Consider the following 14,864-nt stretch of genomic DNA (forward strand, 5'->3'; position numbering starts at 1 on the left):
GCTAGACAACTGATTGGAAACTTTCTTTATATATTTATATTGACCGAAAGGAATGATTTATATGAAAAAAACAAAAATTATTGGCTTGACTGCAGCTGCACTTTTGGCTGTCGCACCAATTGCTTCAACTTCAATCGTAAGTGCCGCAGATGCTACACAGACAGGCAATACAGTTACACAAAATACTAATACAAATCCAATTTCAGATTTTCCAATTGCTATTCAATTTACCCAAGACGGCAAGACGCAAAGCATTAATCCGGATGGGATGTACTTCCAAGTATCTCCAAATTCCAGCTTCAATCCTACAGAATTTACTGGAAGCAACGGCAATCAATTTAAGATTGTTGCTGCTAATAATCAAAAGGTGACCGTTGATTCTAACACAGTTGATACGTCAAAGGCTGGCAGCGTTGGAACGGTAAAGTTGACTGTTGGAACGGATACTGTAACCTATAAGATTTTCGTAGCGCCAACGGGACAAAAGACACTTAATATTGCTCCTCGTCAATGGATTAAGGCTTTAGGAGATTCGAATATATTCTTTAGTCAAGGCCAAAAAATTTATGTAGGCAATAATACTCAAATTATTAATGGCATATCATATTCTCCAATTTCTTCTGTTTCTCAAGAAGAAGCCAACAGCAAGGCAAAGGGCTGGCTGGTTGAAACCAAATATTTAGCCAATGAAACTCCTGCTCCAGAAACTGTTGAAAAAACTGTAATGCATAAGGCTTTGGTTTACGATGATGTTGGCGGATCAAAAGTTAGACACATAGCTGCTTTTACAACCGTAACAGTTGATCAAGAAATTAAAACAATTCAAGGTACAAGATATTATAAGATTTCTGATCGTCCAGATTATCTCAAGGTTTCAAACATTGACGGCACCAAGCGTACTTTAACCAAGAATGCCTACATCTACGCAACAAGCAAGCGTCGTGCAGACAGAACAGTTCTTAAAAAGGGCGAAACAATCACAACATACGGTGGCTCATACAAGTTCAAGAACGGCAAACGTTACTACAGAATTGAAGGCGCCACAGCTACTAACAAGCGCTATGTTAAAGTAGCAAATTTTGAATAATCCCTAGGCTCACATAAGAAAGTAATAATCACAATGAAAAGAAGCTAAATTTTCATTAGCTTCTTTTTTGCTATATATCATCTTTAAAATGCTTATTGTAAACCACCATGCTAATAGCCAAAAGCAGAATAGAAACAGAGTTAATCAAAATGTCCTCTATATTGCCGTGAGCCGTAAGTAAGTTTCTGGTTAATGCCGTTACGCCCAAACCTAACAAAAAGTTAATACTTGTGTGGCCATGATGCATTAAAGCCGAAATGGTCATTGCTGTAAATTCAAATAGTAAGAAAAAGACAATTACCTCATCTAAAATTTTGTTATTGCTGGACGTAATTGAACCGGAAATAACTTCCTGAACTAAAGGAACAAGTTCTCTGAATAAAGCAAAAATTAAAATAATTCCTAGAATTGCCATTGCTAATATAAGCAATCCCTGTAAAAGATGACCAAATTGTTTAGTTATTTCTTCAAGTTTTTTCATATTTTTTCCTCGCTAACAATATTATACCTAAAAGTATTAGTTAAAAGTTTGGAGTTACCCGCCCAAAAATTATTGCTTATTAAAAATTAGTTTGCTAAGATAATAGCGTAAAAAGTAAATATTCCCACCGGGGAAAAATAAAGCGAGATAGCGCCTGTTTTCATTAGGTCTTTGAAGAGAACAGCGACTATCTCGTTTTTTGTTTTGGAAAGGAAAAGTATAATGGCTTGGATTTATTTAATTATTGCAGGAATTTTTGAAGTAGTGTGGTCAACTTTTATGAAGCTTAGCCACGGCTTCAGTATTTTATCTTATTCAATTCTTACTATTGTAGCATGATCCTTAGTTTTGCGGGCCTGATTATTGCCACTAAGCATTTGCCAATTAGTATTGCGTACCCAGTTTGGACAGGAATCGGCGCAGTTGGTTCAGTTCTGGTCGGTATTTTTCTATTTCACGAAGACCTTAATTGGATCACGCTCTTATTTGTAGGGCTTTTAATAGTAGGAATTATTGGAATTAAAATTACTTCTGGTGAATAGTTAAATGACGTTGAAGTGTTTCAAAGCATTATAAATACCGTCTTTATCAATATCATCAGTAACATAATCAGCGGTCTTTTTAACTTCTTCGATACCGTTGCCCATAGCTACACTTGTGCCGGCATGTTTAAGCATTTCTAAATCATTATCACCATCGCCAAAGACAATAATTTCGTCCTCTTTTAAGTCAAAATGCTTCATCATTTTTTCGATGCCGACCATTTTACTGCCGTCTTTAGGGATGATGTCAAAGCCAAGGGGATTCCATTGTGTTAATTTACAATTTGGAAGTTTAGCAATTAACTGTCTAGCAAGGGTTCCATCACCATAAGTCATGCATTGATAAATTTTCTTACCATTATATGTACCGATATCTGGCAAAGGTGACAAAATTCGCTTCAAAGTAATTTTTACATCATCATTGATAAAGTTGATAAAAATCTTGTCTTCTTCAACCATATTGACAGTGATCTTTTTATCGGCAAATGCTTGTGCCAAAATTTTAGTATCATGTTCATCAATTGGATTATCGAAAATGATTTTTTGATCTTTGTCTAATCCAATTTGACCATTCAGTGTAACGTAGCCATCAAATTTTAAATCTTTAACTGGCATGCGGCGCAATTCTAAAATGTGGCGTCCAGTTGCCGTGAAAATTTTAATACCGTTTTTGTGCATTTCGTCAAAGGCACACTTGGTACTTTCTGGCACGCTATTGCTTGTATGAGAAAAGAGGGTCCCGTCGACGTCGAAAAATGCTGCTTTAATTGTCATGATAATTCTTTCTATTCTATGTATTTCTATATCAATATCAAAAAAAGAGAGTTGGGTGATTCACCCAACTCCTTTTTGTCAGGAAACTAAATAATTAGTCTTCCTTCTTAGCTTCGTTCATAGCTTTCATGATTGAAGGGTTCTTTGAGTGGCAATCCTTAATCATTTGCAAGTCTTCTTCACTTAATTCAACAACATATTTAGTCATAATTAATTCCTCGCTTTTTGAAATTTACACTTTCAATTATATTACTTACATCATATAAATCCATGTTATTAACTAAAAAACTTGAATTTGACGATATAACAATTTTGAAAAAACAGATATTCGCCATGTAATTATTGCAAAATTGAAATGAAAAATATAGCAAAATACATAGCGAACATAAGTGCTTTTTGCTTAAAAATTAGTTATAAATGTTGATGTAACAACATCTTATAGTACAAAAAGCAATTTTTATAAATATTACAAATGTTACAAAAATGTCACATTCGGTAATATTTTCTTAATGCTTGAGTGATATTCCTGTTATGGTTCTGAAATTTTCTCCCTGTAATATATAGGCTGTCAATTGGAAAGACAGACAAACATAAACAGAATTCAAATACTTTAACTTTTAAGGAGAGAATTTTTTTGAAAATCAAATCTATCTTAACCAAGTCAATTACAGCAGCTGCTTTTACTTTAGTAGGTGCTGTCGCAATGAATAACGTTAACAACAATGACGTTCAAGCTGCTGTTGTTCAAAACGATGCAGCAGTTTACACAACTCACACTTCAGCTACTGTATACAACAACTACGAAAATGGTCAAGCTACTGGACAAGTTTTAGCAGCAAATACTTCATGGAAAGTTATCAAGACTGCTTACGATGCACAAGGAAACAAGTGGTACGATCTTGGTAAGCACCAATGGGTTATGGCTGAAAAGCATGAAACTGTTAAGGTTTCAGCTCCAAAGGCTCAAGTAAATACTGTAAACAACACAAACACTCAAACTGTTTCAAACAATGCTTCAGTAACTACTAATACTTCAAACGTATCTTACACTTCAAATGCTTCAGGTTCAGAAGCTAGTGCAAAGGCTTGGATTGCAGGTCGTGAATCAGGTGTTCATACGGTGCAAGAAATGGTCAATACGTTGGTAAGTACCAATTATCAGCATCATACCTTAATGGTGATTACTCAGCTGCTAACCAAGAAAGAGTTGCTGACAACTATGTAAAGGGCCGTTACGGTTCATGGTCAGCTGCTAAGAGTTTCTGGCAAGCAAATGGCTGGTACTAAAATTAAATAGATAATTATGTAGAAAGGGATTTAAGAAAGGGTAGTTCTTAAATCCTTTTTTCATTAAGATATAGTCAGATGAAAATAGTGACTAGAATGTTGGAGAAAATATGAATTTTAAGAAAACACTGACAGCAGTAACTATTGCTTTGGGATTAACTGTTGGAATGCAAACAATTACTGAAAGTAGCAATTTGTTTAATCCTCAAACTGTTCAAGCTGCAAGTAAAAAATATGTAAAAGCTAAAATGAAACTGCCTAAAGGCTACACACGGTCAGCGCTTCTTAAAGCATATCAGGGCAAGCCTAGTGCTAGTTTTATTAAGGCTTCAATGAAAGGTATGAAGGACAATGACTTCAGCCGTATTAAGCTGGTGAAAGTGCCCGTGATAATAAGACTAAAATCAATATTAATAAGCTGACTGCTAAGCAAAAGAAAGAACTAGCAAATTTTGCTTTAAAAATGATTAATGAAGCTCGAGCTGATTTAAAATTAAAACCTTGGAAGTATAGTTCTGGCGTTCAAACTTTGGCAAACGATATTGCAAAAGAATATACGCAAAATAAACGTGGAATTAACAATGGCAGTCACTATGTTCCCGGTATTGTCCGTGCTTGCCAAAAAAATGGTTTAAACTTAGAAGATAATTATGTAGAAGATATGGCCGGATTCACTTCTCCAACTCCTAAGATGACGATGACCGCAATGAAGAAAAACATTTACTTTGGTTTAAAACAAATGATGTTTGGCTATGTTGGCAGCAATGAAAAAGGCCGCAACAAGAAGAACAATTATCGTGAATGGGAGCATGCCGGTGATTTATTTAACACGCAGGGTTCTAAAAATACGGATGGTGATTATAATTACTTTGGCTTTAGCGTGTCTAAAAACGGTAAAGTTTACTCAATGCATTTTATCAGTGTGCCAACTTTTGTAGTGAACAGCAGTAAATACAATTTATCTTTTAGACCTTAATTATGAAAAGTGCATCAAATGATGCGCTTTTTTTGTTATAGTAATTACGAGAATAAGCGGAGGATAAAAATGACAAAAACAATTTATTTAGTAAGACATGGCCAAACTTATTTTAATTATTACCACAAGGTACAAGGCCGTTGTGATTCCCCATTAAATGAAACAGGAATTCGTCAAGTAGAAACTACGCGTGATTATTTTAAGGAAAATAATATCAACTTTGATGTCGCTTTTTCATCAACACAAGAACGTGCTAGTGATACGCTTGAAATTATTACTGATCACAAGATGAAATACACTCGTTTGAAGGATTTACGCGAAAAATGTTACGGCATCTTTGAAGGTCGCGATGAATTCCTTTTGCCATGGAATTATGGTAACGATAATGTCGATCCAACTATGGAACCTAATGAAGAAGTAGTGGCTAGAATGCGTCGTGCTGTTTTGGAAGTTCTTGATGGCATGGAAGATGGTCAAACTGCATTGGTTGTTGGTCATGGCGATATTTTAGCAAGATACGTGCGCGATGCAACCGAAAATAAAGATTTTGCAGGTTTTGGCAATGCCAGTGTTGTTAAGTTGACTTTTGAAGGAGAAAAGCCACATTACGAAAGTTATGTCTGGCCAGCAGAGGAAGTTAAATAAACAAAAATGACGGCAAGCTTATATTTAATGCGACATGGTCAAACAAGATTTAATGCTCAGCATCGCATGCAAGGCAGTTCGGATTCCCGCTTAACTAAATTGGGTGTTAAGCAAGTGGAAGCCACGCGTGATTATTTCATTAAGCATGGTATTGAATTTAATAAAGCATATTGTTCAACACAGGAGCGTGCTAGTGAAACACTTGAAATAGTTACTAATCACCAGCTAGATTATGAGCGAATCAAAGATCTTCGTGAAAAAGATTATGGCTTTTTTGATGGTAAGAAAAATTTCTTGTGGGTATTTCATCATTTTCTAGTTCGTCCAAAAGTTGAAGATAATCATGATGTTGTTGAACGCATGGAACGTGGAATGAATTTAGTTTTGCGGGATGCACAAGATGGCGATAAGATTTTGGTTGTGGGCCATGGCGATAGTCTTAGTCAGTATATTCGTGCTAAAAGTGGAAATACGAAATTTAAAGGATTTCAGAATGCTCAGTTTGTAAAACTGGTGACTGATGGTCAAACTATTGATTATGATAGTACGGTGTGGCCAGCAAAAAATGTAAGATTAGGCTTAAGTGAATAAAAGTAACAAAAAGCTTGGGACTCCATGTCTCAAGCTTTTTTAATTAGATTAAAATACAAATTTATCAAATACTTTGCTAATGCCATCCTCATCATTTGATGCAGTGACAAAATCGGCTTTTTCCTTTGCTTCTTTACCGCCATTTCCCATGCAGACGCTTGTGCTAGCAAAGTCAAACATGGTAATATCATTTCTTTCATCACCAATAGCCATAACCTCATCGGCAGAAAGATTTAATTTGTCGCATAATTGTTTCAGTGCAGCACCTTTATTAACGTCAAAGTGAAGAAGTTCAAGGAAGTGGGCCTCAGCTCTGACCACGTAAAGTTCTTTGCCAAATTCCTTTCTAACTAAAGGTTCAACTTGGTCAAGCAAGTTAGGGTCACCAACGAAGCATCCCTTAGCAATACGAATCTTATTTTCATCAAGTTGATCAGGCGTACGAATGTAAAGCGGATCTTGGTTCTCATAAGCTTGTTGGTAAACCATCGGATCAACGTTGTGATCAGCTGTAATGATGCGAGAGTTTGAATCCACAATATTGAAAGGAACGTTATGCTCAATTCCAAAAGCAATCATTTTTCTGTAAAAGCTATTTGCAACTAGATTTTGACTAATAATGTCATCATCGGTGTTGCGAATGATTGCCCCGTTAAGAGTTACAACGTATTGGGCTGAACCACGAATACTCAATTCTTCCATATAATGTTTCAAGCCGTTAATAGGACGACCAGAGCAAAGGACCACTTTATACCTTTGCTCAATGCTTTTTTGACAGCTTCTTTAGTGCTAGATAAAATTTTGCTTTTTGAATTTAATGAAAAACGCCCGAAAATCCCCTTACTTTAGTGAGGGGATGGATAGGACTTGCCGCCAGAAACGGCATTGTAGATCTGGTCATTGATATACTTTTCTACTACTTCTTTAGACATATTTCCTACACTGCTAAAGTAATAGCTTGGTGACCATAAATGGCCGCCCCACATCTTACTTTGCTTAATTTCGGGATGATTCTGGAAAAATAAAAAAGCACTTCTTCCTTTGAGTGCTTTGACCACACTTGAACCTGATTTCGATGGCCTAAAGCTAATAAGCAAATGAATATGCTCAGGCATTACCTCCATTTTTTCGATTTTGATTTGATTATCTGCGGCTATTTGCTTGAGCAGGTCTTGCATTTCTTGCGCCAGGTCTTGATTATTAAAGATTTGATTGCGGTATTTAGTACACCAAATCAAATGATAGTGCGCATTATAGACGTAGTGCTTTTCATAGCCTGCGTCTTTTATTTTGTCTCTTTTATTATTCATAGTATAATCCTCTTTTGCTTATTATGTACCTGCTTACTGTTGATTATAAGATATACATAGGCTATAATCAAACTGCAATAATACGAGGAGGTGAAAATATGAAGAGAATGAGCAGTTTAGCCTACCATTTTGGCATTAAGCTTCGCTTTTATCCTAGTTCCAAACAAAAGAAAATGATCAAGCTGAACTATGATGCGCAGCGCTTTGTCTACAACTCTTATGTAGGACGCAATCGGACTAATTATCATGCTCGACGTTTTCTGGCTGCTAAACAGCACCAAGCAATGCCATTTGCTTTCTCTGCTCTCAATAGCTATGAAACCAAGCTGGCAGAAACAATAGCTGCTAATGACGAGTTATTAGCTAAACCCAAGAGCATTCGTGATGCCTATGATTTTTTGCGGGTTAAGGAAATTGATAGTTTAGCGCTTGCCAATGCTATTCAAAATTATCATAAAGCTTGGAACAATTACCGTAAAATCGGACATGGAATCCCGACTTTCCACAAGAAAAGCAGCGCTTGGTCATACCAGACTAATTGCCAATACCCCAAGCAGTCAGAAGCTTATCTTGATAACGGAACAGCTAAGTTCATTGATGTTAAACATGTTAAGTTGCCTAAGCTGGGAGTCGTCCGCATTGCTGGTTTTAGAAAACTAATTAAAGATCGTTTGCTTAATCATATTCCAACTAGAATCGGGACAGTTACAATTAAAAAGACGGCTGATGATCAGTTCTATTTATCAATGCAATTAGGCAGCGATATTTCTTTTGTCCAAGAATTGCCCACAACGCAGAGTCAAATTGGGATAGATCTTAACCTTGATAATTTCTTGACGGAGTCAAACGGATCAATGGTTGCCAATCCACGTTTTTACTGTAAAGCAAAAAAGAAGCTTGCCCGCGCTCAACGTGTGCTCTCTCGCAGACAAAGACGAGCAAAGCAAGAAGGACGCAATTTGCGGACAGCAAGGAATTACCAAAAGCAGCGCCTGGCAGTCGCTAAGCTGCATGACAAGATTCGCAGGCAGCGTGAAAACCTCTTGCAAGTCCTCTCAACTGCATTAATCAAAAACCACGATTTAGTAGTTGCCGAGGAACTAAGAAGCAAAAACATGTTAAAGAATCATGCTCTTTCTCAATCCATTTCAGATGCAGGCTGGCGCAGCTTTCTTAACATGCTGGCTTATAAAGCAGATTTATATGGCAAGCAGTTCAAGACAATTGATCCAAAATTTACCACGCAAAGGTGTCATCAATGCGGCACGATTATGGGACAAAATGGCTATTGCAAGCTTAAGCTGCAGGATCGTGAATGGACTTGTCCTGTCTGTCAGACTCACCACATTCGAGATTGGAATGCGGCAGTGAATATCTTAGAAAAAGGACAGGGAATTTGGCAGAATCCCAGAAAAGAAAAAGCAGCCTAAAACAGGCTGCAGTCCGTTAGCAACCCACGGACTCAAACGGCTTTGGTAATTGGGTGGCCTCTGCTGGTAATAGTCGTAAGATTATTAGTAGTAAGTCAAGCCTGTATCTAAGCAAGTTGGTGTTCTGGTTAGCGCAAGCTAACGAGCTACCAAGCCCCAGAATTTATTCTGGGGTAGTTGACAAGAGTACCATCTGTGTCTAGTGCAATAAGTTTAATAGCCATATTTTCCCTCCATCTGTAATCGATTTCATTATAATTCAAAAAGAAAAGCAATCATAGCTTCTAGTTACTACAATTGCTTATGAAGAGGGAAATTTAAGAGTTAAGCTAATGAAATATCTTTTTTGTTGCTTGGAATTATCGGTTTAATTTTTTTGAAAATAGCAGCATGATTTCGCTTAGCTACACGAGTATCAATATCATTTTGAATGTTTAATAAATAGTCTTCGGGAAGATTGAAATATTTACCTAAGCGAATTGATAAATCGGCAGATACTTTTTCTTTACCATCCAGTACATTTTTAATTTTTGATTCTGGAACTTGAATATCATGAGCGAGTTGGCTTGTTGAAATATGAAGTGGCTTCATGAATTCATCCCAAATAAATTCTTTCATAGTTGGTATGGGGATTAATTTTTCCATATAAAAACTCCTAATGATAATCTACAATTTCTACGTGGTAGAAATTATTATTTTGATACATAAAACAAATTCTCCATTGTGAATTAATGGCAATGCTATATTGTCCTTGACGATCACCCTCTAATTTTTCAAGATGATTTGAAGGAGGACTTCTGAGTACATTAATATTTGTAGCATGATCAATCATAATAAGCTTGATCTGTGCTTTTCGTGCTAAATAGGATGGAAATCTTTTAACGAATTTTCCTTGATAAATTCGTTTAGTATCTTTGTTTGCGAAAGATTTTATATAATTCATTGTAAACGTACTTTCTAAATATATAAACGAAAACGATTGATTTTTCCTTCCCTAATTAAGTACGCAAAAAATGGCAATAATTTTTTATATTAAACAAATTATTTGTAATCCGTCCTTGACACCGCTTACATATATTGCTAATATAATAACCGTAAAGAAGCGGATTACTGATTCGATCAGGTCTTAGCTATCATAGATAAGTAGCGTGATTTTAGCGTATACTTATTTGTGATAGCTTATTTTTTACAAAAAATTGTTAGGTGATTCGTTGATGAAATTTCTGAGAACTTTAAACAATAGTGCCGCCATAGTAGAGGATGATGGAAAAGAAGAAGTTGTTCTAGGCAAGGGAATTGGTTTTGGCCTTAAAAAAGGTGATCAAGTTGATGAGTCAAAAATAGAGCGCAGATTTATCACGGCTGATGATCAAGAAAGCTTTGATCAGGTTAAGGATATCAGCGCCTCTACACTTGATGTAACCAATAAGGCTGTCAAAATGGTTGAACCACTGCTTAATATTAAATTTAATGATTATCAATATTTAGCTTTAGCGGATCATATTGATTTTGCTCTTACAAGAGTTAAGGACAATATTGATCTAAGTGATAACAATACGCGTTGGGAAGTAAAAAATCTTTTCCCACAAGAATATGCAATTGCTAAAAAGGTTGTAAAGTTGATTAATCAAGAATTAGATGTTGAGCTTCCTGAAAGTGAATCGGTCCTAATGACTTATCACTTAGTAAATGCTTCTTCTAATGATTCGCAGGTTCAAGAAACTGTTGAAATTACCAACTTGATTTCAGGAGTTATTAATATTATTCAGCTTGATTATCAAATGGTTTTAGATACAGAATCTTTCAACTATAGTCGGTTCATTACTCACTTAAGAGCACTGTTAATTAGATTGATCAGAGATCAAAAAGCAGACACTGAAGAACTTGATCCTTCTTTACTCGGATTCATGAAGATCAAATATAATCATGCTTATGAAACCGCAGAGCGGATAGCAGTATATTTGCATTCAAAGATGGGCTGGAATTTAGGCCCGGATGACAAGTTTTATCTTGTTTTACATATTTGGCGTGTAACTAGTCGCCAAAATAAAAATTAAATACCTAGATACATTTCTGAGGTGTGTTACTAAAGATTAGGCATTAACCCAAGTTATTGTATGATAATGAATTTTTGTCTTCATTATTATGCATTAGCTTGGGTTTTATTATTTCCATGAGGGGGAAACAGATTATGGCTAACAATTATGATGACTTGGCAAAAACAATCATCAAAGATGTTGGTGGTAAAGATAATGTTAACAGTGTTGTCCACTGTACGACACGTCTTCGCTTTAAGTTAAAAGATGAAAAAAAGGCAAATGATGATGCCTTGAAAGATACTGATGGTGTTGTAACTGTCGTAAAAGCGGCAGGACAATATCAAGTTGTTATTGGTAATGAAGTTGCAGATGTTTATGACGCTGTAATTAAAGAAGGTGGCTTTGCTGGTGGCGGCGAAGTTCCAGCTGATGATGAAGACGACAATTCAAGCTTCATGGATAAAGCTATTTCATTAATTTCAGGAATCTTTACCGATATCTTAGGACCACTTAGTGCTGGAGGTATCATCAAAGGTTTAGTTGTTATGGCTGCTTCATTTGGCTGGCTTTCAAAAACTTCAGGTGCATATCAAATGCTTTATGCAATCGGAGATAGTATTTTCTACTTCCTTCCAATTTTCTTGGGTGTAACATGTGCCAGAAGATTTAAGATGAATCAATTTATTGGTTTAGCTATTGGTGGTGTTTTAACTTATCCAACAATGGTAGCTTTGGCTTCAAGCAAAACTATCTTAGGAACAATTTTCCAAGGAACGCCGTTTGCTTCAGAAATTCATACTAATTTCTTTGGGATTCCTGTTATTACCATGAACTATACTTCAATGGTTTTGCCAATTATCTTTACTGTGTGGTTCGCTTCAATTATTGAACACTGGGCAAAGAAATGGATCCCAACTGTTGTTCAAACATTCTTAGTTCCTGTAGTAACAATGATTATTGCTTTGCCTGTTGCATTTATCGTTATTGGCCCTGTAACTACTTGGGTTGGGGATGCAATCGGTGCTGTTATGTCAGCTGTTTACCACTTTAGTCCAATTTTGGCCGGCGTTATCATGGGTGCTCTTTGGCAAGTTTTAGTTATCTTCGGTGTTCACTGGGGAATTGTGGCTGTTACAACTGCTGACCTTGCTGCTTTGGGTTATGATCCAATTTTGGCCTTATCTTTAATGGTTTGTTACGCACAAGTTGGTGTTGTTTTAGCAATTATTAAACAAACTAAGGATCCAAGTTTGAAGAAGAACGCTATTGGTGCTTTCTTCTCAGGATTATTTGGTGTTACAGAACCCGCTATTTATGGTGTAACTTTACCAAGAAAAGTTCCATTTGTTTTAAGTTGTATTGGTGGTGCAGTAAGTGGCGCAATCATTGGAGCTTTTGGCTCAGTTGTTTACATGCTTCCTTCAATGGGGATTTTCGCAATTCCTGCATATACTAACCCTAAAGGTGGTTCAGGTATGCAAATTATCGGTGTTATCATTGCCGGTGTTGTTGCCTTTGTTGTAGGTTTAGTTCTTCAATTATTATTCGGTAAGAAGAGTGTTGATCAAGAATACGATGAAAAACAAGCTAAGAAAGCAGAAGAAGCTGCCCAAGCTCCAGCTGCTCCTCAATTAAATATTTCAACTGATTTAGTAAGTCCATTAAATGGTGAAGCAATTTCACTTTCAGATGTAAAAGATGAAGTCTTCTCAAGCGGTGCAATGGGTAAAGGCATGGCTATTAAGCCAAGCGAAGGTTTACTTCACGCACCTGCAGATGGCGAAATTATTATGACTTTCCCAACTAGCCACGCAATTGGCATGAGAACTAATGATGGTGCAGAAGTTTTAATGCATATTGGTATGGATACTGTTAACCTTCAAGGGAAAGGTTTTGAAACTTTAGTTAAGAAGGGCCAGCAAGTTAAGGCTGGCGATGAATTAGTTAAATTTGATATTCCAGCAATTGAAAAAGCAGGCTACACTGTAACAACTCCAATTGTTATTACTAATTCTAAGAACTATGAAGATATTAAGCCTATTGTTAATGGTGCAGTTAAGGCTGGGCAAAAGATTATGATTTTGCAAGGTGCAGATGAAAAGTCCGTACAGACTAATGTTCAACCTAAATAGCATAATAATTTTGAATAAGTAATCGCTTTCAGTTACAATAAACTATGACGATTAAAAATAGAAGGAGATAAAAGATGTCATTTCCAAAGAACTTTTTATGGGGCGGAGCTACTGCTGCCAACCAAATCGAAGGTGCATATGATGTGGACGGCAAAGGACTTTCAGTAACAGACATTACAACTGCCGGAAGTTTAAATGAGCCAAGATATTTAACTTATAAATTAAATGGCAAGATGGAAAAAGCTCCAGCTATGCCTGGTGCTGGGTTGCCAAAAGGCGCAGTCGGCGCAATCGATCCCAATGCTTATTATCCAAACCATGTAGCGATTGACTTCTACCATCACTACAAAGAAGATATTAAGATGTTTGCCGAAATGGGCTTTAAGACATTCAGACTTTCAATTGCTTGGACAAGAATTTTTCCAAAAGGCGATGAAGAAAAGCCAAACCAAAAAGGTTTAGATTTCTATCGTAGAGTTTTTGAAGAATGCAAAAAGTACGATATCGAACCATTAGTTACTATTTCTCACTACGAAGATCCACTTTACTTAAGTGAAAAATACAATGACTGGCAAGATCGTAAGATGATTGATCTTTACGTAAAATATGCCACAACTTTGTTTAAGGAATACAAGGGCTTGGTCAAGTATTGGCTTACTTTTAATGAAATTAACACAACTTTGCTTATGCTTAACGCTTTTGGTAACAATGTAACTGATGATGCTACTTATCAACATGCTTACCAAAAGCTTCACTATCAATTCGTAGCTTCAGCTCGTGCAGTCAAGGCTGCTCATGAAATTGATCCAAATTACGTTGTCGGCAACATGATTTGTGGTGTTGTTGATTATCCATTAACTTCAGATCCTGCAGATGTTTTGGCAACTCGTCACGCAATGGAAAAGAATATTTACTATTGTGGGGATGTTCAATGCAAGGGTAAATACCCAACTTATGCTAAACGTCTTTGGGATGAACATAATGTTCACCTTGATATTACTGAGCAAGATGAGAAAGACTTGGCTGAAGGTACAGTTGACATGTACACATTCTCTTACTACATGAGCAACGTTATTACTACTCATGAAGTTAAGGATAAAGTTGGCGGCAACTTCTCAGCTGGTGCTAAGAACCCATACTTGAAATACTCAGAATGGGGCCGGGCAACTGACCCAACTGGACTTCAATATTATCTTGAAGTTATGTATGACCGTTACGACATTCCAATGATGGTTGTTGAAAATGGTTTAGGTGCTGTAGATAAGATTGCTGACGATGGCAAGATTCACGATGATTATAGAATTGATTACCTTCGTGATCACATTGAAGCTATGCAAAAGGCTATTGATGATGGCGTTGATTTGATCGGTTACACAACTTGGAGCTGTATCGACCTTGTTTCTGCGGGAACTGGTCAAATGTCTAAGCGTTACGGTTTCATCTATGTTGATCGTGATGATAACGGTGAAGGCAGTCTTAAGAGAATGCCAAAGGATTCATTCTATTGGTACAAGAAAGTCATTGCTTCTCACGGTGAAGATTTAGATTAAAAATAATTCCTACATGTTAT

At 36.4% G+C, this 14,864-nt stretch carries 12 protein-coding genes and 4 pseudogenes; 10 read left to right on the plus strand and 6 right to left on the minus strand.

The features are described 5' to 3' along the window. Positions 1-61 precede the first annotated feature (61 nt). Positions 62-1,087 (plus strand): SLAP domain-containing protein, encoded by a 1,026-nt coding sequence (locus tag JCM6256_RS10725; RefSeq protein ID WP_025079842.1) that lies wholly within the window; start codon positions 62-64, stop codon positions 1,085-1,087. 70 nt (positions 1,088-1,157) lie between these two features. On the opposite strand, the gene psiE is transcribed toward JCM6256_RS10725, so the two are convergent. Further along, complete coding sequence (gene psiE, locus JCM6256_RS00100; protein ID WP_025079843.1) at positions 1,158-1,568, minus strand: phosphate-starvation-inducible protein PsiE; 411 nt, start codon at positions 1,566-1,568, stop codon at positions 1,158-1,160. Between the two features lie 222 nt (positions 1,569-1,790). On the opposite strand from psiE, the pseudogene JCM6256_RS09235 reads away from it, so the two are divergent. Continuing rightward, positions 1,791-2,110 (plus strand): annotated as a pseudogene (locus tag JCM6256_RS09235) (DMT family transporter). Here the strand turns inward: JCM6256_RS09235 and JCM6256_RS00110 are convergent. Beyond that, positions 2,111-2,884: a Cof-type HAD-IIB family hydrolase gene (locus tag JCM6256_RS00110; RefSeq protein ID WP_035438031.1), complete on the minus strand. Its 774-nt coding sequence runs from the start codon at positions 2,882-2,884 to the stop codon at positions 2,111-2,113. A gap of 634 nt (positions 2,885-3,518) precedes the next feature. Between JCM6256_RS00110 and apf the strand changes: the two are divergent. From apf to JCM6256_RS00135, 4 genes and pseudogenes are all read left to right on the plus strand, one after another. Beyond that, positions 3,519-4,171, plus strand: a pseudogene (apf, locus tag JCM6256_RS09240) (aggregation-promoting factor). A gap of 167 nt (positions 4,172-4,338) precedes the next feature. Then, positions 4,339-5,147, plus strand: a pseudogene (locus JCM6256_RS10440) (SEC10/PgrA surface exclusion domain-containing protein). Between the two features lie 69 nt (positions 5,148-5,216). Next, on the plus strand, positions 5,217-5,792 hold the full coding sequence (locus tag JCM6256_RS00130) for a histidine phosphatase family protein (protein WP_025079845.1): 576 nt from the start codon (positions 5,217-5,219) through the stop codon (positions 5,790-5,792). Between the two features lie 6 nt (positions 5,793-5,798). Beyond that, entirely contained in the window at positions 5,799-6,383 is a 585-nt protein-coding gene (locus JCM6256_RS00135; RefSeq protein WP_025079846.1) for a histidine phosphatase family protein, read from the plus strand. A gap of 48 nt (positions 6,384-6,431) precedes the next feature. On the opposite strand, the pseudogene JCM6256_RS09250 reads toward JCM6256_RS00135, so the two are convergent. Beyond that, positions 6,432-7,219, minus strand: a pseudogene (locus tag JCM6256_RS09250) (Cof-type HAD-IIB family hydrolase). 9 nt (positions 7,220-7,228) lie between these two features. Continuing rightward, positions 7,229-7,693: an IS200/IS605 family transposase gene (tnpA, locus tag JCM6256_RS00145; RefSeq protein WP_025079847.1), complete on the minus strand. Its 465-nt coding sequence runs from the start codon at positions 7,691-7,693 to the stop codon at positions 7,229-7,231. Between the two features lie 98 nt (positions 7,694-7,791). Here tnpA and JCM6256_RS00150 point away from each other — a divergent pair, with 98 nt between their 5' ends. After that, a complete protein-coding gene (locus tag JCM6256_RS00150; RefSeq protein WP_025079848.1) occupies positions 7,792-9,123 on the plus strand; it encodes an RNA-guided endonuclease InsQ/TnpB family protein in 1,332 nt (443 codons plus the stop codon). Between the two features lie 324 nt (positions 9,124-9,447). Here JCM6256_RS00150 and JCM6256_RS00155 read toward each other — a convergent pair whose 3' ends face one another. Further along, entirely contained in the window at positions 9,448-9,768 is a 321-nt protein-coding gene (locus JCM6256_RS00155) for a HigA family addiction module antitoxin (protein WP_025079849.1), read from the minus strand. A gap of 10 nt (positions 9,769-9,778) precedes the next feature. Continuing rightward, complete coding sequence (locus JCM6256_RS00160) at positions 9,779-10,066, minus strand: type II toxin-antitoxin system RelE/ParE family toxin (protein ID WP_035438033.1); 288 nt, start codon at positions 10,064-10,066, stop codon at positions 9,779-9,781. A 271-nt stretch (positions 10,067-10,337) separates the two neighbouring features. Here JCM6256_RS00160 and JCM6256_RS00165 point away from each other — a divergent pair, with 271 nt between their 5' ends. The 3 genes from JCM6256_RS00165 to JCM6256_RS00175 all read left to right on the plus strand — a co-directional run bounded on the left by JCM6256_RS00165 (position 10,338) and on the right by JCM6256_RS00175 (position 14,844). Then, the gene (locus JCM6256_RS00165; RefSeq protein WP_025079851.1) at positions 10,338-11,180 is read left to right on the plus strand and encodes a PRD domain-containing protein; all 843 of its coding nucleotides are present in this window, start codon (positions 10,338-10,340) and stop codon (positions 11,178-11,180) included. Positions 11,181-11,314: 134 nt separating this feature from the next. Continuing rightward, the gene (locus JCM6256_RS00170; RefSeq protein ID WP_025079852.1) at positions 11,315-13,294 is read left to right on the plus strand and encodes a beta-glucoside-specific PTS transporter subunit IIABC; all 1,980 of its coding nucleotides are present in this window, start codon (positions 11,315-11,317) and stop codon (positions 13,292-13,294) included. A gap of 74 nt (positions 13,295-13,368) precedes the next feature. Then, positions 13,369-14,844 (plus strand): glycoside hydrolase family 1 protein, encoded by a 1,476-nt coding sequence (locus JCM6256_RS00175; protein WP_025079853.1) that lies wholly within the window; start codon positions 13,369-13,371, stop codon positions 14,842-14,844. The last annotated feature ends 20 nt before the right edge of the window (positions 14,845-14,864 follow it).

It is taken from the genome of Lactobacillus hamsteri DSM 5661 = JCM 6256, from assembly GCF_000615445.1.
In the GTDB taxonomy this organism is placed as follows: Bacteria; Bacillota; Bacilli; order Lactobacillales; family Lactobacillaceae; genus Lactobacillus; species Lactobacillus hamsteri.

Bases quoted from the DNA above. Each gene is read 5' to 3' on its own strand.
- JCM6256_RS00160 (WP_035438033.1), bottom strand. From the start codon at position 10,066: ATGAATTATATAAAATCTTTCGCAAACAAAGATACTAAACGAATTTAT.
- JCM6256_RS00130 (WP_025079845.1), top strand. From the start codon at position 5,217: ATGACAAAAACAATTTATTTAGTAAGACATGGCCAAACTTATTTTAAT.
- psiE (WP_025079843.1), bottom strand. From the start codon at position 1,568: ATGAAAAAACTTGAAGAAATAACTAAACAATTTGGTCATCTTTTACAG.
- JCM6256_RS00165 (WP_025079851.1), top strand. From the start codon at position 10,338: ATGAAATTTCTGAGAACTTTAAACAATAGTGCCGCCATAGTAGAGGAT.
- tnpA (WP_025079847.1), bottom strand. From the start codon at position 7,693: ATGAATAATAAAAGAGACAAAATAAAAGACGCAGGCTATGAAAAGCAC.
- JCM6256_RS00110 (WP_035438031.1), bottom strand. From the start codon at position 2,884: ATGACAATTAAAGCAGCATTTTTCGACGTCGACGGGACCCTCTTTTCT.
- JCM6256_RS00175 (WP_025079853.1), top strand. From the start codon at position 13,369: ATGTCATTTCCAAAGAACTTTTTATGGGGCGGAGCTACTGCTGCCAAC.
- JCM6256_RS00135 (WP_025079846.1), top strand. From the start codon at position 5,799: ATGACGGCAAGCTTATATTTAATGCGACATGGTCAAACAAGATTTAAT.
- JCM6256_RS00170 (WP_025079852.1), top strand. From the start codon at position 11,315: ATGGCTAACAATTATGATGACTTGGCAAAAACAATCATCAAAGATGTT.
- JCM6256_RS00150 (WP_025079848.1), top strand. From the start codon at position 7,792: ATGAAGAGAATGAGCAGTTTAGCCTACCATTTTGGCATTAAGCTTCGC.
- JCM6256_RS00155 (WP_025079849.1), bottom strand. From the start codon at position 9,768: ATGGAAAAATTAATCCCCATACCAACTATGAAAGAATTTATTTGGGAT.
- JCM6256_RS10725 (WP_025079842.1), top strand. From the start codon at position 62: ATGAAAAAAACAAAAATTATTGGCTTGACTGCAGCTGCACTTTTGGCT.